This window comes from Hymenobacter cyanobacteriorum, from assembly GCF_022631375.1.
In the GTDB taxonomy this organism is placed as follows: Bacteria; Bacteroidota; Bacteroidia; order Cytophagales; family Hymenobacteraceae; genus Hymenobacter; species Hymenobacter cyanobacteriorum.
The window spans coordinates 306,247-326,546 of the sequence record NZ_JALBGC010000005.1 but is presented as its reverse complement, the minus strand read 5'-3'; the positions used below and the strand labels follow the sequence as shown (position 1 = coordinate 326,546).

Below are 20,300 nucleotides of genomic sequence, written 5' to 3'. Positions count from 1 at the left end.
ACCTTTGCGGCCCGTTTGCGACCAACGCCGGTAGCAAACGGGCCATTTTTTATCTTCTCAAAAACCACTTTTATGAAAAGCCTCGAGATTGTAGGGTTTAAAAGAGCGAATCTCGGTAAAACGGACGCCAAGGCATTGCGCCTCGACGCTCAAGTACCGTGCGTATTGTATGGCGGCCAGGAAACCGTGCACTTCTCAGTGCCCGCCATCCTGTTCCGCGAACTGTTGTACACGCCGGAGGCGCACATTGTGGACCTGAACGTGGAAGGCACGCTGTACCGTGCCATCGTGCAGGATGCCCAGTTCCACCCCGTGAACGAAATGCTGCTGCACGTTGACTTCCTCGAGCTGCAGGATGGCAAAGAAGTGAAGATGGAAATCCCCGTGAAATACGTGGGCGTTTCGCCCGGCGTACTGGCCGGTGGCAAGCTGGTGAGCAAGCTGCGCAAAGTGAAAGTGCGTGCTACCGCCGAAAACCTGCCCGACTTCGTGGAGGTAAACATCAGCGGCATGGAGCTCGGCAAATCCATCAAAGTGGGTGCCGTAGAGCCGAAAGGCTACACCATCCTCACCAACCCAGCTGCTCCTATCGCCACCATCACCATCCCGCGTGCGCTGAAAGGCGAAATGGCCGCCAACAAGTAATTCTGAACCGCAGATTGAACGGAGTAAACGGATTGAACCGATTCTTTCATCCAACAATTTGCGCTTCAATCAAAAAGCCGCTCCAATTTTGGGGCGGCTTTTTATTTGCGCAGCAAAAGCATTGCGCAGTGCTACCCACGTAGCAGCAGCTTCTGAGCATTGACGCCGGAATCTGTGCAATCCGTTCAATCCGTTAAATCTGCGGTTCAGATGAAATTTCTAGTTCTCTGCCTGGGCAACATTGGCCCCGAATACGCCGACACGCGCCACAACATCGGCTTCATGGTGGCCGATTATCTGGCAGCTAAATTCGACGCGCCGCGCTTCGAAATTGGCCGCCACGCTTTCACCACCGAATTCAAGCACAAAGGCCACACCTACGTGCTAGTGAAACCGACTACCTACATGAACCTGAGTGGCAAAGCCGCCGCGCACTGGCTGGCCACGCTGAAAATCCCGGCCGAAAACATGGTAGTGGTAACGGATGATTTGGCTCTCCCCTTCGGCAAACTGCGCCTGAAAGGCCAGGGCTCGGCCGGCGGGCATAATGGCCTGAAAGACATTCAGGCCACGCTAGGCACTGATGTATACGCCCGACTGCGTTTCGGCGTGGATGCGAATTTCCCGAAAGGCCGGCAGGTAGATTATGTACTGAACCCGTTTTCGGCCGATGAATTAATAGAATTACCAACGCGCATTGAAAAGGCGGGCGAGGCCGTTTTAGCTTTTGGCGCAATGGGCCTGGAACGGGCAATGAATATTGTGAACGTGAAATAATTCGGGCGCTGCATTGCATAAAAAAAGGCTCGTTCGCACAATGCGAACGGGCCTTTTTTTATGCAGGCAAATAGCGGCAGCTTACGCCACGCCGCTGCCGTTGCGCACGGGCTTGCCGGGCTGCATAAGGGCGAGGCTGCCGTCGGCGTTTTCGGCCATCAGGAGCATGCCCTGGCTTTGGATGCCTTTGATTTCGCGGGGCGCGAGGTTGAGCAATACCTGCACCTGCTGGCCAATGAGGGCTTCGGGAATGAAATGCTCGGCGATGCCGCTCACGATGGTGCGCTCTTCCAAACCTAAATCGACGGTGAGCTTAAGCAGTTTTTTGGTTTTGGCTACTTTTTCGGCGGCGGTGATGGTACCGATGCGCAAATCCATCTGCCCGAAATCATCGAAGGAAATATCAGCTTTGGCCGGGGCTACCGGCGTATTGGCCAATTGGTTTTCCTTTTTGGTATCGAGCAATTTTTGCACCTGGGTTTCTACCACAGCGTCTTCAATTTTGCCGAAGAGCAACGCGGCTTCGCGCAACTGATGGCCGGCGGCAAGTGTGTCGGAACGGCCGGCGCTGGCCCAATTACCCAACTCCAGATTGAGCATGGCGGCCAGTTTTTGGGCCGATTCGGGTAGAAAAGGCTCTAGCAGCGGAGCGAGGCTGGCTGCAATTTGCAGCGCTACGTTCAGCACAGTGCCGGTGCGGGCGGCATCGGTTTTGATGAGGTGCCAGGGTTGGGTTTCGGCCAGGTATTTATTGCCGAGACGCGCCAGGTTAATTACTTCAGCTAGCGCATCGCGGAAACGGTAATTTTCAATCAGTTCGCCAATTTTGGCCGGAAATTCGGCTAATTGTGCGAAAGCATCTTGGTCGATGGGTTGCAATTCGCCCAATTCGGGTACGCGGCCCTCAAAGAATTTATGCGTGAGCACGGCACCGCGGTTCACGAAATTGCCGAGCGTGGCAACTAATTCGTTGTTGTTGCGCGCCTGGAAATCCTTCCAGGTGAAGTCGTTATCCTTGGTTTCGGGGGCGTTGGCGCACAACACGTAGCGCAACACGTCGGCCTGGCCGGGAAAATCGGCGAGGTATTCGTGCAGCCACACGGCCCAGTTGCGCGAGGTGCTGATTTTATCGCCTTCGAGGTTCAGAAATTCGTTGGCGGGCACGTTATCTGGCAAAATAAATTCGCCGTGTGCCTTCAGCATCGTTGGGAAAATAATGCAGTGGAAAACGATGTTATCCTTGCCGATGAAATGCACGAGCTTCGAGCCAGCGTCTTTCCAATACAATTCCCACTCGTTGGGGAAAGCCTCTTTGGTAGCGGAGATGTAGCCAATAGGTGCGTCAAACCACACGTAGAGCACTTTTCCTTCGGCACCGGGTACCGGGACGGGTACGCCCCAGTCAAGGTCGCGCGTCACGGCGCGGGGGTGCAGGCCCTGGTCAATCCAGGATTTGCACTGGCCGTAGACGTTGGTTTTCCAGTCATTTTTGTGGCCTTCGATAATCCATTCGCGCAGCCAGGGCTCGTATTGGTCGAGCGGCAGGAACCAGTGCTTGGTATCGCGCAAAATGGGCTGCGCGCCGCTGAGCATGGAGCGCGGGTTAATTAATTCGGTGGGGCTAAGCGAGGTGCCGCAACGCTCGCACTGGTCACCGTAGGCATTTTCGTTGCCGCAATTAGGGCAGGTGCCCACAATATAGCGGTCGGCCAGAAATTGCTGGGCTTTTTCGTCGAAATACTGCTGGGTGGTTTGCTCGATGAATTTGCTTTCGTTATTCAGCTTGGTGAAAAACCCGCTGGAAACCTCGGCGTGCGTGGCCGACGAGGTGCGCGAATACACATCGAACGACACGTTGAAATCTTTGAACGAATCGCGAATCAGGGCGTGGTATTTATCGACTACCTGCTGGGGCGTAACGCCCTCTTTCTGGGCGCGAATGGTGATGGGTACGCCGTGTTCGTCGGAGCCGCAAATAAATTTTACATCGCGGCCGGCCGAGCGCAGGTAGCGCACATAAATGTCGGCGGGCAAATACACGCCGGCCAAGTGGCCGATATGTACGGGGCCGTTGGCGTAGGGCAAAGCGGCGGTAACGGTGTACCGCTCAGGAAGAACTGACATAATAACGAGTAAGTAGGCAAGCGGAAGCGGGCGAATTATTTTCGATTAAAAAACCGGTGCTGCAATTCCGCTGCACAAAGAAACAATGAAAAAAGAGCCGAACTAAATCAACAAAAAAACCGGGCGAACCGTTTGACGCATAAATGATTTTATATTTGAGCGCGCCGAATTAAAAATAACGCGCTTTGATTGCTTCATCCTTTCTTTCCGTCACCCTTCACTAACCATTTTTTTTCAGATGAAAAAACCTGCTTCCCCGGTTAAAGCCGAAAAAACACCCAAGCGCACGCCGGAAGAAAAAGCCGCGCGCAAATCGACGAAAAAAGCCGGCCGCGCCACCGCTGAACTGAACGACGACCGGGCCAGCAAAAAAGCCAGCCAGAAGAAGTCGTTGAAATCGGCCGCCAAGCAGCTGCAGAAGGAGCTGAACAACCGCATGAACGAAGTGGTGACGCGCATCCGCAAAGAAACGAAAGCCAAGCTGAAGGAAGTGGTGAAGGAAGCAACGCGCCGCCTCGATGGCGACACGGAGCGCATGTTTGAACAAGCCCTGCACACCATTGTGCGCCACTATGATTCGGTAGCGGGCACCTCGGCTGCTGATAATGGCTCGGATGCTAGCGCCCTCAATGCCTCCGCCGGCAAAGGCAAGCGCGGCCGCAAAAAAGGCCAGACGCTGAACAAGGACGGTACTCCGCGTAAGCCCCGCACCTCGCGCGCCGACGGGCCCGACAGTGCTGCCCCTGCTACTACCCCCGGCAAACGCGGCCGCAAGCCCGGCTCGACCACAGCGGCCAAGCCTGCCACTGGCGCCAAGCGCGGCCCCAAGCCCCGTAACCAGGCTGCTCTGGCTACTGACGCAACCACTGCCGAAACCTCGGTAGCTGCGGAAGCACCAGTAGCAGCTCCGGCAACTACGTCGTCTAACAACGCGAAGAAGCCGGCTGCCAAGCCAGCTACCAAAGCGGCGCCCAAGCGCGCTGCCGCAACTCCGGCTGCCGCACCCGAGCCCGAAGCCGGCGGCCTGCTGAATTCGGCCGACAGCGCCAGCACCGGCGAGGTTAGCGAATAGCTCACCAAAGCAACCCGTATAGAAAAGCCCGCTGCCAGCAATTGGCAGCGGGCTTTTTTGTGTCGGCCGGCTGGTATTTAACGGCGGCGCGTGGTATCGAGCGGCACGGGGGCGTTATTGTTCAGGCGGCGCAGGCGGGTTTCGGGCGTGGTATTGTTGGGGTCGTCGGTGTTCACGTTTTCAATGCGCTTTTCGCGGTTGATGTCGGCGGCCTGCTCGCCGAGGCGCACGCGGTTGGGCGTGGCATCGGGCACGGCATAGCCGGTACGACTGGGCGCGCCGTTGCTGTTGTAGAGAGCGCGGCGGTCGGCATCGGTGCGCACTTCAGTGGGCACGGCGCTAGGAGCAGCCGTTTCGGAAGCCTGGTCCGAAACCGAGCAGGCGGCCAAGCTGCCGGCTAGCAGCAACACACCCAAGCTGTTATTCAGGCGAAAAAAAAAGGAGAAAGACATAGCGAAAAGCAAAACAGGCTGCCAGAATGGGCAGCCTGCTTGAAACGCGGGGCAAGGGCCTGGGGTTGGCCCGGTTAGGCGGGCAGGAACGACACGCCCACGGGCACAATGCCATCCCAGAGCACCATGCGGGCTTCGAGGCAACGGATGGCGACCTGTTGGCACTCCTGCCAGCGCGTGGGGTCGTCGCCGCATAGCTCACGCACCATTTGCTCGGCCAGGGGCGCGTGCACCTCTTCATCGAGCTCAATGTGGCGGTCGAGGTAGTATACAAACGTATCGAGCTGGCCGGGAAACCGGTCGCGCAGCTCGCCCACCAGCTGGCGGAACATGGCCGGAATCAAGTCTTCGCGGCCGAAGGTGAAGGCGGCGGCCACGGCGTGCGGCTGGCCGGAATTGATAATATCAAACGTGGTTTCGACGAACTCGCGCACCGAAGCAGGAGCCTGGGCTTCCGTCAGGGCCTGGCCCACGGTGCGGCCGGCCGCAATGGCTGCCACCAGCCGCCGGATGGGTGCGGTGTTGGCCCCGCATTCTTCCATGGCCTGCACGTATAGCTCGAAGTGACTGGTGGGACGCCCCTGGGGGTCCACGTCGGACTCCTCGCCCAGCACAATCTCATTGATGAGGCGGCGCGTAGCCGGGTTGGGCGAGGGCACCCACGGCACCGCCACGCAGGTTAAATCCCGTTGCAGAGCCTTCAGCAACGACATAAAATCCCACACCGCGAACACGTGGTGCTCCATAAAGCGCCGCAGGTCGGCCAGCGTTTCGAGGCGCTGATAGAGGCTGTTGTTGAGCAGCTGCTGGCGCGTGGGCTCCACGGCCTGGTGCAGGTACTGAATGGAATCGGTGGGATTTTCCATGAGTGAAAGAATCAAGAGAAAATAGGACTGTCCGCTACTGCTGCGCGACAGCTGCTAAAGCCGTTTCGCGCAGGTACGGGCGCTACAAACGAAAAGCCCCCCGGGTTGGATTCCCGGGGAGCTTATGAATATGAATTTTCTCAGAAAAGCACCAGGCTTTCTTTTATTTCTTCTCAAAAACCAACGCATTGCCGTCCATGCAGTAGCGCTGGCCGGTAGGCTTGGGGCCGTCGTCGAAGACGTGGCCGAGGTGGCCGCCGCATTTAGCGCATACAATCTCATCGCGGCTCATGCCGAAGCTGTTATCGGAAGCCACTTTCACGCTGGTAGCAGTAGCCGGAGCGAAGAAGCTGGGCCAGCCGGTGCCCGACTCAAACTTGGTATCGGAAGTAAACAGCAGGTTATGGTCGGCGGCGCAGTAGTAGGTGCCGGCGGCGTGGTTGTCGTGGTATTTGCCGGTGAAAGCACGCTCCGTACCCTGCTCGCGCAGGATGTAGTACTGGTCGGGCGTGAGGATTTTCTTCCACTCCGCATCGGTGTGGCGCACCGGAAACTCATTGGGTTTGCCGGTTACGGGCTGGGGCTTGGGGTAGGTTTTGCCGGTGGTGGTGCGGGCCGCGGCGGGCGTGTTGGCCGCTACGTCGCGCTTTTGCGAGCAGGCCGAATTGAGCGAAAGCACCGAAACAAGGAGGAGCAATAGGGAAAAACGCATGGTTGAGGCAAGGTTAATTGACGAGTGACCAACATACGGCGGCGGGGCCCGGTTCGGTCGGTCAGGTAGACGAAAGATGGCCGGGAACCTTACACCCCAGCTAATCGATTTAGGGCGACGAGCTTGGCTGCGCGGCGGGGTGCGGCAGCGGGGCTCGTGTTAATAGTTGAGTACCACAAGGCTTTGCGCCTTTTTATCCGTACCTTTGCACCCGCAAAACCAACCCATATGGCCAACAATATCCGGAACATTGCCATCATCGCTCACGTTGACCACGGCAAGACCACCCTGGTGGATAAGATTATCCACGCCTCTAAGATTTTCGACGCCCACCAGCAGTTCGACGACCTTATCCTCGACAACAACGACCTGGAGCGCGAGCGTGGCATTACCATCGTTTCCAAGAACGTATCGGTACGCTACAACGGCACCAAAATCAACATCATCGACACCCCTGGTCACGCCGACTTCGGCGGTGAGGTAGAGCGCGTGTTGAAGCTGGCCGACGGCGTGCTGCTACTCGTGGATGCCTTCGAAGGCGCCATGCCGCAGACCCGCTTCGTTCTTGGCAAAGCCATTGCCTTGGGTTTGAAGCCCATCGTAGTGGTGAATAAAGTAGACAAGGAAAACTGCCGTCCCGACGAGGTGCACGAGCAGGTTTTCGACCTCATGTTCAACCTCGGCGCCTCGGAAGACCAGCTCGATTTCGTGACCTTGTACGGTTCCTCGAAGCAGGGCTGGATGAGCACCGACTGGAAGCACAAAACCGACAACCTGATTCCGCTGCTCGACGCCGTTATCGAGTCGATTCCGGCTGCGCCGACCCTGGAAGGCACGCCCCAGATGCAGATTACCTCGCTCGACTACTCGTCGTTCGTGGGTCGTATCGCCATTGGCCGCGTGCACCGCGGCACCCTGAAAGAAGGCGGCAACATGAGCCTGATGAAGGCCGATGGCAGCATCAAGAAGGTGAAAGTGCGCGAGCTGCACGTATTTGAAGGCCTCGGCCGCGTGAAGGTATCGGAAGTGAGCAGCGGCGAAATCTGCGCCGTTTCGGGCATCGAAGGCTTCGACATTGGCGACACGCTGGCCGATGCCGACAACCCGGAGGCCCTGGAGCGCATCAGCATCGACGAGCCGACGATGAACATGCTGTTCACCATCAACAACTCGCCGTTCTTCGGCAAAGAAGGCAAGTTTGTGACGTCGCGTCACTTGCGTGACCGTCTGTTTAAGGAAACCGAGAAAAACCTCGCTCTGCGCGTGCAGGCTACCGATAAGGAGGACTCGTTCCTGGTGTTCGGCCGCGGCATTCTTCACTTGTCGGTACTCATCGAAACGATGCGCCGCGAGGGCTACGAGCTGCAAGTGGGCCAGCCCCAGGTTATTTTCAAGGAAGATGACAACGGCAAACGCCAGGAGCCCATTGAGTTGCTCGTGGTGGACGTGCCCGAGGAATCGGCCGGCAAGGTGATTGAGTTGGTGAGCATGCGCAAAGGCGAAATGACCATCATGGAGCCCAAGGGCGACCTGCAGCACCTGGAGTTCATGATTCCGTCGCGCGGCCTGATTGGCCTGCGCAACAACGTGCTGACCGCCACCGGCGGCGAGGCCATCATGAACCACCGCTTCGTGGACTACGAGGACCACAAAGGCACCATCCCCGGCCGTATCGCTGGTTCGCTGATTTCGCTGGAAGCCGGCCCCGGCACGGCTTATACGATTGACAAGCTGCAGGACCGGGGCTCGTTCTTCGTGGACCCGGGCGAGGAAGTGTACGGCGGCCAGGTTATCGGCGAGCATACCCGCCCGAATGACCTGACGGTGAACATTCAGAAAGGCAAGAAGCTGACCAACATGCGCGCTTCAGGCACGGATGACAACGCCAAGATTGTGCCCAAGCGTCAGTTCTCGCTGGAGGAAGCCATGGAATACATCCAGAAGGATGAATACTTGGAGGTGACGCCGAAGTCGATTCGGATGCGCAAGATTCTGCTCGACGAAAACGAGCGTCTGCGCTACGCCAAGCAGGCTGACTAATTATTCAGAATGAATGATTTTGAAGAGGGCGCGGCTTTGGTCGCGCCCTTTTTCATTTCCCAAATGTTGTTTTTTACTTTATGAATCAAGAGAATCTGAGCCGCTTCGTGCAGCTCTTTACCCTGAATGACGCGGAGGCGACCCAGCGCGTGAGCGAGCGGCTGGAACTGGTATTGCGCGACCCGGCTGCTTACCAAAAGCAGTTTGCCGAGGAGTTGGAGGAGCGTGGCATTGTGGCGGCGCTGCCGGCGCAGGAATTGCGCGATTTGGCGCTGATTGATGCGCTGCTAGCCGAAGAACTGCTCTGGGAAAGTGACTGGAAAGACCCGGCCGCCGACTTGGTTTACGGCATCAACGAAACGCTGACGCAGCAGAAGCAACCGATGCGGCTTGCGGAGCCTGCCAGCGGGCGCGCTACTGTAACCGGCCCCGAAGCGTTGGACATTGTGCAGGATTTGGCTGAGCCGGTTGGGCTGGCGGTAGTGCTGTTTACGCTGGATAGCGACTCATATGCCCTGAGCGTAGTGGCTGATGCGCAGGCCGAAGAAGCGCGTCAACTGGCGCGGGAATTGGAATTTGGGATAACCGTGTATTAGCCAGCTAAAGCCGGATAATCGATTGTGTAGCGACGGTGAGCCGTACCTTGCGAGGGCATTCTCCCCTATTCGCTTATGCTGCTGAAAAACCTGCTGAGTGCCACGCTGCTGCTGGCTGCCACCGCCGCCACGGCCCAAAACCGGCACGAATACTTACTCGATTCCAACTGGAAATTCTCGAAGGGCGACGTGCCTAATGCGGCCAAATCGGACTTCGCCGATGCCAAGTGGCAGACGGTGAGCGTGCCGCACGACTGGGCCATTTCCGGGCCATTTGATGGGAATAACGACCTGCAGGTGGTGAAGATTGAGCAGAACCAGGAGCAGAAGGCCACCCAGAAATCGGGACGCACGGGCGGGCTGCCGTTTATCGGCACGGGCTGGTACCGGCGCAAGCTGGCGGTGCCGGGCTTCGGGCCGGGGCAGCGGGCGGTGCTGGTATTTGATGGGGCGATGAGCGACCCCCACGTATTTGTGAACGGCAAAGAAGCCGGCCACTGGGCTTATGGCTACAACTCGTTTTCGCTGGACATTACTTCGCTGCTGAAACCCGGCGACGGCAACGTGCTGGCGGTGCGCCTGCAAAACCAGTCGGAAGCCTCGCGCTGGTACCCCGGCGCGGGCCTCTACCGCAACGTGCATCTGGTGGTGACAGATGACGTGCACATTCCGGTGTGGGGCACTTACCTGACCACGCCCGAAATCACGGCGGCGCAGGCCAAAGTGAACCTGAAAACGACGGTGGAAACGCCGGGCGGCAAGCCCCAGCCGCTGCGGCTGGAAACGGAAATCCGCGATGCGGCGGGCAAGGTGGTGGCTACCACCAGCACGGAACTGGCCAATGGGCTGACGTTTGAGCAGAGCCTGACGGTGCCACAGCCACGGTTGTGGTCGCCGGAAACGCCGGTTCTTTATACGGCTTCGTCGAAGCTGTATGCGGGCAAAGTGCTGAAAGACGTGTACAAAACCACGTTTGGCATTCGCTCCTTCAAGTTTGAGAAAGGCGTGGGCTTTTCGCTGAATGGGCAGGTGCGCAAGTTCAAGGGCGTGTGCAACCACCACGATTTGGGGCCGTTGGGCGCGGCCATCAACACGGCAGCCTTGCGGCGGCAACTGACTTTGCTGAAGGATTTGGGCTGTGATGCCATTCGGACTTCGCACAACATGCCCGCGCCGGAGCTGGTGACGTTGTGCGACGAAATGGGCCTGATGCTGATGGTGGAATCGTTTGACGAGTGGAAAGCGCCGAAAGTCAAGAACGGCTACAGCCAGTATTTTGATGAGTGGGTGGAAAAGGACTTGGTGAACATGGTGCACCACTATCGCAACAACGCGTCGGTGATTATGTGGAGCATCGGCAACGAGGTGCCCGACCAGAGCAACGCCAACGGCCCCATCATCGCCAAGCGTTTGCAGGACATTGTGCACCGCGAAGACCCCACCCGCCCCGTGACAATGGGCATGGACCGCTACGACGACGATTTCAAATACGGCATCGTGAACGTGGTCGACATTCCCGGCTTCAACTACAAGCCTCACCGCTATGGCGATGCCCTGGCCAAACTGCCGCAGGGCTTCCTGCTGGGTTCGGAAACGGCTTCGACGGTGAGCTCGCGCGGGGTGTACAAGTTTCCGGTAGAGAAGGCCAAGCAGAAGCAGTATCCGGACAACCAGTCGTCATCGTACGACCTGGAGGCCTGCGTGTGGTCGCAGACGCCGGACGAAGAATTTGCCGCACAGGATGAAAGTCCCAACGTGATGGGCGAGTTTGTGTGGACGGGCTTCGACTACCTCGGCGAGCCCACGCCTTACGACGAGAAGTGGCCTTCGCACAGCTCCTACTTTGGCATTCTGGATTTGGCCGGCACGCCGAAGGACCGGTACTACCTCTACCGCGCCCGCTGGAACACCGCCCAGCCCACGCTGCACCTGCTACCGCACTGGACCTGGCCCGGCCGTGAAGGCCAGACCACGCCGGTTTTCGCCTACACCAGCTACCCCTCGGCCGAGTTGTTTGTGAACGGCCAGAGCCAGGGTCGCCAGACCAAAGGAGCGTCGAACGAGCCCCAGTCGCGCTACCGCCTGATGTGGAAGGACGTGAAATACGCGCCCGGCACCCTCAAAATCGTAGCCTACGATGCCCAGGGCAAAGCTGTGGCGACGGAAGAAGTAAAAACCGCTGGCGCGCCGCACCACATCAAACTTGTATCCGACCGCACGGCCCTCACGGCCGATGGCAAGGACTTGGCCTTCATCACCGCCCGCGTGGAGGACAAGGACGGCAACCTCTGCCCCGACGCGGCCCAGTCGCTGAGCTTCGCGGTGAGCGGCGCGGGCAGCTTCCGGGCCATCGGCAACGGCGATGCAACTAGCCTAGAATCCTTCCAGAAGCCGCAGATGCGGGCGTTTCATGGGCAGCTGGTAGCTATTGTGCAGGCCGGCAGTAAGGCCGGGGCGGTGCAGGTGAAGGCCAGCAGCGCGGGGCTGCAAGCTGGTGCTGTGACCTTGCAAACCCAAACCGGCTCAGCCGGGAAATAGCCGCGGTTAACTTACGAGGCCGTGCGCTGGCGCACGGCCTCGAAGGCCAGCACGGCCCCGGCCACACTCACGTTGAGCGAGTCGATGCGGCCCATCATGGGGATGATGATGGTTTCGTCGCAGGCGGCGAGGGCAGCGGGCGTGAGCCCGTCGGCTTCGGTGCCGAGCACGAGGGCGGTGGGCTGGCGGAAGTCGCAGTCGAGGTAGGAATGCGCCTTGGGCGTGAGGGCGGCGGCGTAGCTGCGAATCCCTTTTTCGTGCAGGAAAGCGGTTATTTCGGCCATCGGTGCGGCGATGACGGGCACCGAGAACACGCAGCCGATACTGGACCGGATGGTATTGGGGTTGTAGAGGTCGGTGCGCGGGTCGCCGATGAGGACGGCATCGACCGGGGCGGCGTCGGCGGTGCGGAGGATGGCGCCGAGGTTGCCGGGCTTCTCCACGGCTTCGAGCACGAGCAGGAGCGGGTTGGCGGGCAGGCGCAGGTCGGCGAGGGTGCGGGCGGGGGTACGCAGCACGGCCAGCAGGCCGTCGGAGCCTTCGCGGTAGGCTACTTTCTCGAAGACCGGGCGGGTGACTTCGAACCACTCGGGGGCATCTTTTTTTCCAAAAAACAAGCTGCGCAATTCCGTTTCGCCGGTTTCGCCGGCCAGCTCGGGGCAGCTGTAGATGGTAGCTACCGGCACGCCGGCTTCCACGGCAATGGTAAGCTCGCGCAGGCCTTCGACCAGCGTAAGGCCCAAGGCCCGGCGCTCGGCCGATTTCTGCTGCAGCTTGAGGAGCTGCTTGATGCGCGGGTTCTGGGGGCTGCTGAGGCGGTCGAGGGGGGCAAAAGGCATGGGGCAAAGATACCGGCCCGGCGGCCGGGGCCAACCTTGCCGCCGCCCGGGGCGTAGGGCGGGCCATTACCTTCGCACCCGATGACCTTCAAATCGAACACCAAAATCATTGTGGGCTTCGCGCTGGCCGTGGGCGTGCTGCTGCTCACGGCTTCGGCCTCGTTCTGGAGCATTCGCGGGCTGAGCGTGCAAACCGACCGCGTGGAGCACTCCTACCAGGTGATGCAGGAGGTGGAAACGGTGACGGCCGTGCTCAAAGATGCCCAGGCCGGCACGCGCGGCTACCTCCTCACGGGCGACACGGTGTACCTGCGGCCTTATAGCATGGCCACCGGGCAGCTGCCCGAAGCGCTGAAACGGGTGGAAGCCCTGACCGGCGATAACCCCGTACAGGGCGAGCGGCTCGATTCGCTGCGCGGACTGGTGGAGCAGGAATTCCGCATTCTGCGCCCGCTCACCGAAACCGCGCGCAGCCGCAGCCAGGCCGAAATGCAGACGTTGCTCGATACCGACCGCCAAACGCTGCGGCAGGTGCGGCTGCTCTATGCCCGCATCAAGCGCGACGAGTTGAGCCTGCTGGCTGAGCGCAGTGCCCAGCAGGCAGTATTTGAAAAAGCCACGCCCATTGTGGTGCTGGTGTCGGCGGTGCTGGCGGTGGTGATTGTGGTGTGGCTGGTGATGAAAATTGTGCAGGAGCTCGACGACAACCGTCGCCTGCAGGCCGAGCTAGCCGCCGTGAACACCGAAGTGGCCCATCGCATTGCCCAGATTCGGGCCCTGGCCGAGCAGGTGGTGCAGGGCGACTACACGGTGCAAATTCCGGACACGGCCACCGACAACCTCGGCGGGCTGGCCGCCTCCCTCAACCGCATGACGCAGACGCTCGACGCCAGCTTCAGCGCCCTCGAAAAGCGCAACCGCGAGCTCGACCAGTTTGCCTACGTGGCCTCGCACGACCTAAAGGCCCCGCTGCGGGGTGTGACGACCATTGTGAAGTGGATTGAGGACGAGCTGGCTGCCGAACTTTCCCCCCAGCTGCGCACCTACCTCGACCAGATGAAAGGCCGCCTCAGCCGCCTCGAAGACCTGATAAACGGCTTGCTGGCCTACGCCCGCGTGGGCCGCACCACCCAGGCCCGCGAGGCCGTGGACGTGCGCCAGCTCCTCACCGAAGTAGCCGAACTGGTGGTGCCGCCCGACTTCACGCTCTCACTAGCCCCCGACCTGCCCACCCTGCCCAGCACCGACCGCCTGAGCCTGCAACAGGTGTTTACCAACCTGCTTTCGAACGCCGTGAAGTACCACCACCGCGGTGCGGGCCGCCTCGACGTGAGCAGCCGCGACCTGGGCGACTTCTACGAATTCCGGGTGCAGGACGACGGCCCGGGCATTGCGCCCGAATACCACCAGAAAATTTTCCTGCTCTTCCAGACCCTGCGCGACCGGCACACGGCCGAGAGTACCGGCATCGGCCTGAGCATTGTGCAGAAAATTATTAACGAGCAGCAGGGCACAATTCGCGTCGAATCGGCCGCGGGCCAGGGGGCCGCTTTTATCTTTACGTGGCCGAAATAACGAGACGGATTTATCCGAAATCTGACCCGTTTGGCGACTACGTAATTACTTCTGTATTTCTTTTATCTCTCTTGAATGTCGCGCTCTGTTTTATTAGTTGAAGATGATGTGTTCGACACGATGACGGCGGAAAAATCCTTCGCCAAGTTCAGCGTGCCGCACCAGCTGCACACGGCTTTCAACGGCGAGGAGGCGCTGGATTTGCTGCTCGGCCGCAACGGTACCGAGGCCCTGCGCCCGCTGCCCGAAGTCATTTTGCTCGACCTGAACATGCCGCGCATGAACGGCATCGAGTTTCTGACCGAACTGCGCGGCAACGCCGAGCTGCACCACATTCCGGTGTTCATCACCACCACCTCGGCCATGGACGTGGACCGCGCCGATGCCGAGCGCCTGGGCGTAAGCGGCTACATCCTCAAGCCTTTGGACTTTGAAACCGGCGGCGACCTGGCCGACAGCCTGAGCCTGCTGGAGCAGTTGCTGAAGTAGCCAGCCGGACCGGTTAGCATTCACCGGATATTCACGGGAACCGGCCGGAATTTGTGGGAAATAAAGTGCGTTCAGGTGCCGGGCCCACTGCGTTGGGCTTAGCCTGCAGCGTAGTACCTTGCCGGGCCCTTTCACTGCTTTTCCTGCCGTTCTCCATTCTCATGAAAATCCCTTTCGCGTTATCGGTATTGGCGTTGGTGCTGCTGGGCGGTGCCACCGCCCAGGCTCAGCCCGACGGCCCCCGCCAGTTGGGCGGGGCTCCCTCTGTGCCAACGGCACCCCGGCCGCGCCCGGTGCCGGCCCCGCGCCAGCTTGATAGCACGCCCGTAGCCCCGCCCGACAGCACCCGCCGCGCCACGATAACGGCACCGCTGTCGGCCCCTATGCCCAGCGCGCCTCCCGCCCCGGCAGCACCGGTATACGCTCCGGCTCCGGCGGGCCAGCTGCCCGGAGGCAGCCTGCGGCCGACGCGTTTTCAGGTGGGCTTAAAAAACGGCCTGGTATACAGTGCCAACGACGTAGAAACCAAAAATCCGCTCTTTGGCCATTCTTACCTGCTGCTCGATGGCCAACGAAAGTTTGAGCTGGCCGAGGTAGGGTTTTACGAGGATGAAACCGGCCATTACGTGCGCACTACGCTGCCGAATTCGTCGCGTGAGGCCACGCTGCGCCGCGAAAAAACCGGGCGCATCAGCCTGTACTCCATTACTACCACCCAGTATTCCAGCCCCGGCGGCTTTGGCTACCCGGGCTACGGATACGGCTACGGCGGCTACGGCATGGGCGGCTTTGGCTATCCCTACGGCGGCTACCGCACCGTGAAAACCGAATACTTCTCGAAAGACAACGGCCCGATTCAGAACCTGACCAGCAGCAACCTGCTCATGGCTACCCGCGACAATGCCGGGGCCCAGCAGTTGCTGTTCGATTCGCGGCGCTACCAGCACATCACCACGGCCAGCTACGTGGTGGGGGGCGGCTTGCTTGTGGCGGGCCTGCTCCAAACCCTGAGCCCGACCCGGGCCGGAATCTCGCCGCTCACTTTTGCGGCGCTGCCGGTGCTGCTCATTCCGGTGGTGTTGCAGAGCAAGCAGGCCGCCAACCAGCGCCAGGCCATTGCGCTCTACAACGCAACGCAATAGGCGGCGATTGGTGGTTTCTCAAATCGGCCCCGGCCGGCAGTGCGCTGCCTGTCGGGGCCGTTTGGCATCATGGCGGGCGCACCCGCCCGCAACTCTGCCTGCGTGGGTGCGTAGGCCGGTCCATGCCCCCTCCTACCCCGCCCGCCGATACCTCCACTGCGTTTGCCGCTCGCCAGGCCAAGGCGCTGCTGGTGCACGAGCGGCTGTGTGCCGAATACGGGGCTCCGTTCCGCTTTTTCAGCACGAAAGACCCGCTGAGCGAGCTGGTGAGTGCCCTGCTTTCGCACCGCACCAAAAACGCCGACTCGCACCGCGCCTACCAGGAACTGACCGCCACATTTCCCACCTGGGCGGCCGTGCGCGACGCGCCCACCGAGGCGGTGCAGCACGCCATTCGGGCCTGCACCTGGCCCGAGCAGAAGGCGCCGCGCATTCAGGCGGTGCTGCGCGAAATCAGCCAGCGCTGCGGCACCGATGCGCCTTGCTCGCTCGATTTTCTGGCCGAAATGCCCGTGCCCGAGGCCCGGGCCTGGCTCGAAAGCATCAGCGGCGTGGGGCCGAAAACCAGCGCGGCGACGCTGCTTTTCAGCACGCTGCGCATTCCGGCCATGCCCGTCGACAGCCACCACCACCGCGTGGCCCAGCGCCTGGGCCTCATTGGGCCGAAGGTGGGCGAAGGCCCGGCCCACAAGCTGCTCGAAGCGTTGCTGCCGCCCGGCTGGGATGCCCAACAGGTGTACGACCACCACGAGGCGCTCATGTTCCATGGGCAGAAGTGCTGCTATTTCAGCAGCCCGGCTTGCGGGCGCTGCGTGGTGCTCGACCAATGCCCGTTTGGGCAGGCCCGCATGGGCGGCCAGGCGTAGGCTATTTTTGCGGCCACATGGCCATTCTGCACCTCAAAGCCAAACCGGGCAGCCGCGTCAATCAGCTCCAGCTTGGCCCCGACGGCCAGGTAACGGTGCGGCTGAACGCCCCCGCGCAGGAAGGCCAGGCCAATGCGGCGCTACTGGCCTTCCTGGCCACTACGTTCGGCATTGCCAAAACCCGGGTTGTGCTGCTGGCCGGCCACACGTCGCCTTTCAAAAAAGTAGAGTTGCAGGCCATCAGCCCGGAGGAGATGGCCCACACCCTGGCCCGGTTTCGGGCCTGAAGCCACTGGGCGGCGGCTATTTCTTCCGCTTCCAGCGGTAGTAGCGGCGGTACCAGGGCGAGGTTTTCTTGAAGAGGCTGCTGGTCGATTCGTTCGGAAACATGTTTACCCGAAACACTTGCATGCGGTCGGCCTCGATGCTCAGGCCGCCCGTGTCGGTGGCCACGCCGAGGGCAAAGCCGGCGGCGCGCACGGCGTTTTTCACGGCTTCGTTCAGGTCGCCGAAAGGATAGGCGAAGGTGACAATCCCAGTGTTCAGCGCGGTTTCCAGCGCGGCTTTGCTTTGCGCAATTTCGGCAGCAGCCTCGGGCAGCGGCAGGGCCGTAAGCCGGGAATGCGACATGGTGTGCGCCCCGATTTCCCAACCGGCGGCCACGAACGCGCGCTTTTGCTCGGGGTTCATGATGTCGGCGCGCGGCTCGCTGGGGTCGGCCTCCACGTCCCAGCGGTTGTAGCGCACCGCAAAATCGCCGAGCAGGTACATAACGCCGCGGTAGCCGTATTGCTGCATCAGGGGCAGCAGGTTGGTGTAGTTGTCGGTGTAGCCGTCATCGAAGGTGAGGATGATGGGCCGGGCCGGAAAATCTTGCAGCGGCAGCTCACCGCTGGCGTATTTCAGGTAGTCGGCGAAGGTGATGGGCGTGAGCTGGCGCTTTTTGAAATAGGCCAGGTGCTTTGCGAAGTTGTCTTTCGTGACGTAAATCTGGTGCTTGGTGGCCAGCGGTGCATCGGGAATTTTGTGGTACATCAGCACCGGAATGTAGCCAATACCCGCCTTCTGCATGCGCGCTGCCTGGTAGGTTTCGAGTACCCGTGCGGCCACCGAGGTTAGCCTGTACTGCGCCCGCACTTGCTGTTGTAACGCCGCCGCTACCGGCCAGGGCGCCTGCAGAAAAGCCTGCGCATCGGCCAGCAACGCCGTAAAATCGACCGCCGTGCTGGCTTGCCGCGCCGAAATATCGCCGAAGTTGGAAGCCGCCGCCTGCGCAAAATTCGCCTCCGACACCAGCCCGGCGTAGCTGGCCTCGCCCAGGGCCAGCACCGGCCGGCCGGCCCCCAGCGCCTCGATGGCCACGCGGCCAGCCCCAATCACGAGCGTGGTACGGGCCAACCAGCCGGGCACGTCGGCGGTGAACCCAACCACTTCAATTCGCTCGCCGAAATCGGCTTGCAGTTGCGCCAGAGCTGCTTTACCCGCCGCTGGCAGGTGTTCCAGCTCGCCGCCGATGAGCGCCACGCGCAACGCCGGAAACTCGCGCAGCAGCACCGGAAACACCTGCGCCAGCAGGGCGGCCGCCCGCTCGCCCTTGCCGCCATTGAAGCGCCCGATAAATGCTACCCTTATTAAGGAGGAATTATCAATCTCCAATTCCTCATTCCTCACTCGCAATTTCTCATTACGCGACGCAGCAAAGGCCACGCCGTTGGGAATGGCCACAATTTTAGCCGCGTCCATCTTCACTTCCGCGATGAGGTGCTCGCGCAGGTTGTCGCAGATGGCAATCACCTTGTCGCCGTACACATCGAACAACGAAGTGGACGCGTGCAGGTGCTGGCGGCCGTGCACGGTGCTCACCAGCGGCACCGCCAGGCCGCGTAGGGCGAAGTAGCTCACCCAGCTGGCGGCCCGCGAATGGCAGTGCACCACGTCAATTTTTTCCCGCTTGACCACCTGCCGGATAATGCGCGCATTGCGCAGCCGCTGCCGGTAGCTGCGGTTGCTGATGCCGGCCCACACCAGCGTGGCCCCGGTGGGCAGCGGGTCGGCATCGGCCACTATCCATACCTGGTGGCCCTGGGCGCGGTGGGCCTCGGCCAGCTGCACGGCATAAGCCACCGAGCCCGCAAAAAACTCAGCCGAAACAACGTGAAGAATGCGCATGGCGCAAAGGTATTGCCGGGCGCGGAGGATGCGCCAGAAGGAGCACAACAGAACGGTCATGCTGAGCGAAGTCGAAGCATCTCTACCGCGAGAGTAACTTATTACTTCTTCGGTAGAGATGCTTCGACTCCGCTCAGCATGACGGTCTTCTTCCGTTCTCCTATCTCCCCTACCCCCGCGCCCGGCCGGCCACGTTGTCCATGTACTTCTGGCCGTTGCCGGTGTTCAGGAGCAGAATGTTTTCGTGGGGCTGAATTTCGCCGGTAGCCAGTAGCTGGCGGGCGGCGGTCCAGACTGCACCGCCTTCGGGGGCTACAAACAGGCCCTCGTGCTGGCCGAGGTCGCGCATGCCGGCCAGCATGCCCTCCTCGCTCACGCTCACTACCGTGCCGTTAGATTCGTGGAGGACGCGCAGCATCATGGCTTCGCCCAGCGGGTGGGGCACAGCCAGGCCATTGGCCAGCGTGGCGCGGCCCTGGTAGGCGTGGCAGTTGGACTGACGGCCTTCGTAGGTTTCGAGCAGCGGGCAGCAGTTTTCGGCCTGCACGGCCACCATGCGGGGCAGTTTTACCTCGGGCGCAAGCCAGCCGAGTTGCTTCATTTCCTGAAACGCTTTCCAGATGCCGATGAGGCCGGTGCCGCCGCCTGCCGGGTACAGCAGCACGTCGGGCAGCGTCCAGCCGAGTTGTTCGGCGATTTCGTAACCCATGGTTTTCTTGCCTTCGAGGCGGTAGGGTTCCTTCAGAGTCGAGATATCGAGCAGCGCGCCGTTGGCGTTGCGCTGGCGCACCCGCGCCCCGCAGTCGGAGATGAGGCCGTCGACCAGCTCCACCTCGGCCCCGTACCAGTAGCATTCCTCTTTGAAGGCAGCCGGCGTGTGGCGGGGCATCACCACTACCGCTTTGAGGCCGCCGCGGGCGCAGTAGGCGGCCAGCGCCACACCCGCGTTGCCGGCCGTGGGAATGATGCAGCCCTCGATGCCCAGCTCTTTGGCTTTCGATACGGCCATGCTCAGGCCGCGCGCCTTGAAGGAACCGGTGGGGTTCTGGCCTTCGTCTTTGAGCAGCAGGTTGGCCAGGTCGTAGCGAGCGGCCAGACGGGGCAGGCGCAACAGCGGCGTCAGCCCCTCGCCGAGGGTTACTTTGTTTTCTTCGTGCAGCAGCGGCAGCAGTGCGCCGTAGCGCCACATCGAGGTATCGGCCTGGTCGATTACGGCGCGGCTTAGGGGCTCATGTAGGTCGTAATCGGCCACCAGCGGCACGTTGCAGCAGGCCGAAACCCGCTGCAAATCGAAAGCGGAATATTCGGTGCCGCAGGCCGAGCAGTGCAGGGCGGCGAGGCGGGAAAGGGATTCGGAGGCGACCAGTTTCATGGGGCAAAGTACGGAATGGCCTTGCC

18 protein-coding genes are annotated in these 20,300 nt (G+C 60.9%); 11 read left to right on the top strand and 7 right to left on the bottom strand.

What is annotated here, in order from left to right; genetic code table 11:
* Nucleotides 1–72 precede the first annotated feature (72 nt).
* Both MON38_RS19255 and pth read left to right on the top strand, forming a co-directional pair.
* Nucleotides 73–645 carry a 50S ribosomal protein L25/general stress protein Ctc gene (locus MON38_RS19255; RefSeq protein ID WP_241937793.1) on the top strand — a complete coding sequence of 191 codons (573 nt, stop codon included), beginning with the start codon at nt 73–75 and terminating at the stop codon, nt 643–645.
* A gap of 210 nt (nt 646–855) precedes the next feature.
* Nucleotides 856–1,422 (top strand): aminoacyl-tRNA hydrolase, encoded by a 567-nt coding sequence (pth, locus tag MON38_RS19250; protein ID WP_241937792.1) that lies wholly within the window; start codon nt 856–858, stop codon nt 1,420–1,422.
* An 81-nt stretch (nt 1,423–1,503) separates the two neighbouring features.
* Here pth and metG read toward each other — a convergent pair whose 3' ends face one another.
* A complete protein-coding gene (gene metG, locus MON38_RS19245) occupies nt 1,504–3,546 on the bottom strand; it encodes a methionine--tRNA ligase (protein ID WP_241937791.1) in 2,043 nt (680 codons plus the stop codon).
* Between the two features lie 238 nt (nt 3,547–3,784).
* Here metG and MON38_RS19240 point away from each other — a divergent pair, with 238 nt between their 5' ends.
* Nucleotides 3,785–4,618, top strand: a complete 834-nt coding sequence (locus MON38_RS19240; protein WP_241937790.1) for an OmpH family outer membrane protein — start codon at nt 3,785–3,787, stop codon at nt 4,616–4,618.
* 77 nt (nt 4,619–4,695) lie between these two features.
* Here MON38_RS19240 and MON38_RS19235 read toward each other — a convergent pair whose 3' ends face one another.
* The 3 genes from MON38_RS19235 to msrB form a co-directional block, all read right to left on the bottom strand.
* On the bottom strand, nt 4,696–5,070 hold the full coding sequence (locus MON38_RS19235) for a hypothetical protein (RefSeq protein WP_241937789.1): 375 nt from the start codon (nt 5,068–5,070) through the stop codon (nt 4,696–4,698).
* Nucleotides 5,071–5,144: 74 nt separating this feature from the next.
* Nucleotides 5,145–5,936, bottom strand: coding sequence for a DUF3050 domain-containing protein (locus tag MON38_RS19230; RefSeq protein ID WP_241937788.1), 792 nt, complete (start codon nt 5,934–5,936; stop codon nt 5,145–5,147).
* A 163-nt stretch (nt 5,937–6,099) separates the two neighbouring features.
* Entirely contained in the window at nt 6,100–6,648 is a 549-nt protein-coding gene (msrB, locus tag MON38_RS19225; protein WP_241937787.1) for a peptide-methionine (R)-S-oxide reductase MsrB, read from the bottom strand.
* Between the two features lie 228 nt (nt 6,649–6,876).
* On the opposite strand from msrB, the gene typA reads away from it, so the two are divergent.
* From typA to galB, 3 genes are all read left to right on the top strand, one after another.
* A complete protein-coding gene (typA, locus tag MON38_RS19220) occupies nt 6,877–8,688 on the top strand; it encodes a translational GTPase TypA (protein ID WP_241937786.1) in 1,812 nt (603 codons plus the stop codon).
* Nucleotides 8,689–8,768: 80 nt separating this feature from the next.
* Nucleotides 8,769–9,284: a DUF6630 family protein gene (locus MON38_RS19215; protein ID WP_241937785.1), complete on the top strand. Its 516-nt coding sequence runs from the start codon at nt 8,769–8,771 to the stop codon at nt 9,282–9,284.
* A gap of 75 nt (nt 9,285–9,359) precedes the next feature.
* The gene (gene galB, locus MON38_RS19210; protein ID WP_241937784.1) at nt 9,360–11,822 is read left to right on the top strand and encodes a beta-galactosidase GalB; all 2,463 of its coding nucleotides are present in this window, start codon (nt 9,360–9,362) and stop codon (nt 11,820–11,822) included.
* Between the two features lie 11 nt (nt 11,823–11,833).
* Here galB and MON38_RS19205 read toward each other — a convergent pair whose 3' ends face one another.
* Entirely contained in the window at nt 11,834–12,661 is an 828-nt protein-coding gene (locus MON38_RS19205; protein WP_241937783.1) for a TrmH family RNA methyltransferase, read from the bottom strand.
* An 81-nt stretch (nt 12,662–12,742) separates the two neighbouring features.
* Between MON38_RS19205 and MON38_RS19200 the strand changes: the two genes are divergently transcribed.
* The 5 genes from MON38_RS19200 to MON38_RS19180 all read left to right on the top strand — a co-directional run bounded on the left by MON38_RS19200 (nt 12,743) and on the right by MON38_RS19180 (nt 17,020).
* A complete protein-coding gene (locus MON38_RS19200) occupies nt 12,743–14,236 on the top strand; it encodes a sensor histidine kinase (RefSeq protein WP_241937782.1) in 1,494 nt (497 codons plus the stop codon).
* A 75-nt stretch (nt 14,237–14,311) separates the two neighbouring features.
* Complete coding sequence (locus tag MON38_RS19195; RefSeq protein ID WP_241937781.1) at nt 14,312–14,725, top strand: response regulator; 414 nt, start codon at nt 14,312–14,314, stop codon at nt 14,723–14,725.
* Between the two features lie 161 nt (nt 14,726–14,886).
* Complete coding sequence (locus MON38_RS19190; protein ID WP_241937780.1) at nt 14,887–15,867, top strand: hypothetical protein; 981 nt, start codon at nt 14,887–14,889, stop codon at nt 15,865–15,867.
* Between the two features lie 122 nt (nt 15,868–15,989).
* Nucleotides 15,990–16,733 (top strand): endonuclease III domain-containing protein, encoded by a 744-nt coding sequence (locus MON38_RS19185; RefSeq protein ID WP_241937779.1) that lies wholly within the window; start codon nt 15,990–15,992, stop codon nt 16,731–16,733.
* 17 nt (nt 16,734–16,750) lie between these two features.
* The gene (locus MON38_RS19180) at nt 16,751–17,020 is read left to right on the top strand and encodes a DUF167 domain-containing protein (protein WP_241937778.1); all 270 of its coding nucleotides are present in this window, start codon (nt 16,751–16,753) and stop codon (nt 17,018–17,020) included.
* Nucleotides 17,021–17,036: 16 nt separating this feature from the next.
* Here the strand turns inward: MON38_RS19180 and MON38_RS19175 are convergent, their stop codons facing one another.
* Together MON38_RS19175 and MON38_RS19170 are read right to left on the bottom strand one after the other, a co-directional pair.
* A complete protein-coding gene (locus MON38_RS19175) occupies nt 17,037–18,902 on the bottom strand; it encodes a polysaccharide deacetylase family protein (RefSeq protein ID WP_241937777.1) in 1,866 nt (621 codons plus the stop codon).
* A 169-nt stretch (nt 18,903–19,071) separates the two neighbouring features.
* Nucleotides 19,072–20,274, bottom strand: coding sequence for a threonine synthase (locus MON38_RS19170; RefSeq protein WP_241937776.1), 1,203 nt, complete (start codon nt 20,272–20,274; stop codon nt 19,072–19,074).
* Between the last annotated feature and the right edge of the window lie 26 nt (nt 20,275–20,300).

Bases quoted from the DNA above. Each gene is read 5' to 3' on its own strand.
- MON38_RS19255 (WP_241937793.1), top strand. From the start codon at position 73: ATGAAAAGCCTCGAGATTGTAGGGTTTAAAAGAGCGAATCTCGGTAAA.
- pth (WP_241937792.1), top strand. From the start codon at position 856: ATGAAATTTCTAGTTCTCTGCCTGGGCAACATTGGCCCCGAATACGCC.
- metG (WP_241937791.1), bottom strand. From the start codon at position 3,546: ATGTCAGTTCTTCCTGAGCGGTACACCGTTACCGCCGCTTTGCCCTAC.
- MON38_RS19240 (WP_241937790.1), top strand. From the start codon at position 3,785: ATGAAAAAACCTGCTTCCCCGGTTAAAGCCGAAAAAACACCCAAGCGC.
- MON38_RS19235 (WP_241937789.1), bottom strand. From the start codon at position 5,070: ATGTCTTTCTCCTTTTTTTTTCGCCTGAATAACAGCTTGGGTGTGTTG.
- MON38_RS19230 (WP_241937788.1), bottom strand. From the start codon at position 5,936: ATGGAAAATCCCACCGATTCCATTCAGTACCTGCACCAGGCCGTGGAG.
- msrB (WP_241937787.1), bottom strand. From the start codon at position 6,648: ATGCGTTTTTCCCTATTGCTCCTCCTTGTTTCGGTGCTTTCGCTCAAT.
- typA (WP_241937786.1), top strand. From the start codon at position 6,877: ATGGCCAACAATATCCGGAACATTGCCATCATCGCTCACGTTGACCAC.
- MON38_RS19215 (WP_241937785.1), top strand. From the start codon at position 8,769: ATGAATCAAGAGAATCTGAGCCGCTTCGTGCAGCTCTTTACCCTGAAT.
- galB (WP_241937784.1), top strand. From the start codon at position 9,360: ATGCTGCTGAAAAACCTGCTGAGTGCCACGCTGCTGCTGGCTGCCACC.
- MON38_RS19205 (WP_241937783.1), bottom strand. From the start codon at position 12,661: ATGCCTTTTGCCCCCCTCGACCGCCTCAGCAGCCCCCAGAACCCGCGC.
- MON38_RS19200 (WP_241937782.1), top strand. From the start codon at position 12,743: ATGACCTTCAAATCGAACACCAAAATCATTGTGGGCTTCGCGCTGGCC.
- MON38_RS19195 (WP_241937781.1), top strand. From the start codon at position 14,312: ATGTCGCGCTCTGTTTTATTAGTTGAAGATGATGTGTTCGACACGATG.
- MON38_RS19190 (WP_241937780.1), top strand. From the start codon at position 14,887: ATGAAAATCCCTTTCGCGTTATCGGTATTGGCGTTGGTGCTGCTGGGC.
- MON38_RS19185 (WP_241937779.1), top strand. From the start codon at position 15,990: ATGCCCCCTCCTACCCCGCCCGCCGATACCTCCACTGCGTTTGCCGCT.
- MON38_RS19180 (WP_241937778.1), top strand. From the start codon at position 16,751: ATGGCCATTCTGCACCTCAAAGCCAAACCGGGCAGCCGCGTCAATCAG.
- MON38_RS19175 (WP_241937777.1), bottom strand. From the start codon at position 18,902: ATGCGCATTCTTCACGTTGTTTCGGCTGAGTTTTTTGCGGGCTCGGTG.
- MON38_RS19170 (WP_241937776.1), bottom strand. From the start codon at position 20,274: ATGAAACTGGTCGCCTCCGAATCCCTTTCCCGCCTCGCCGCCCTGCAC.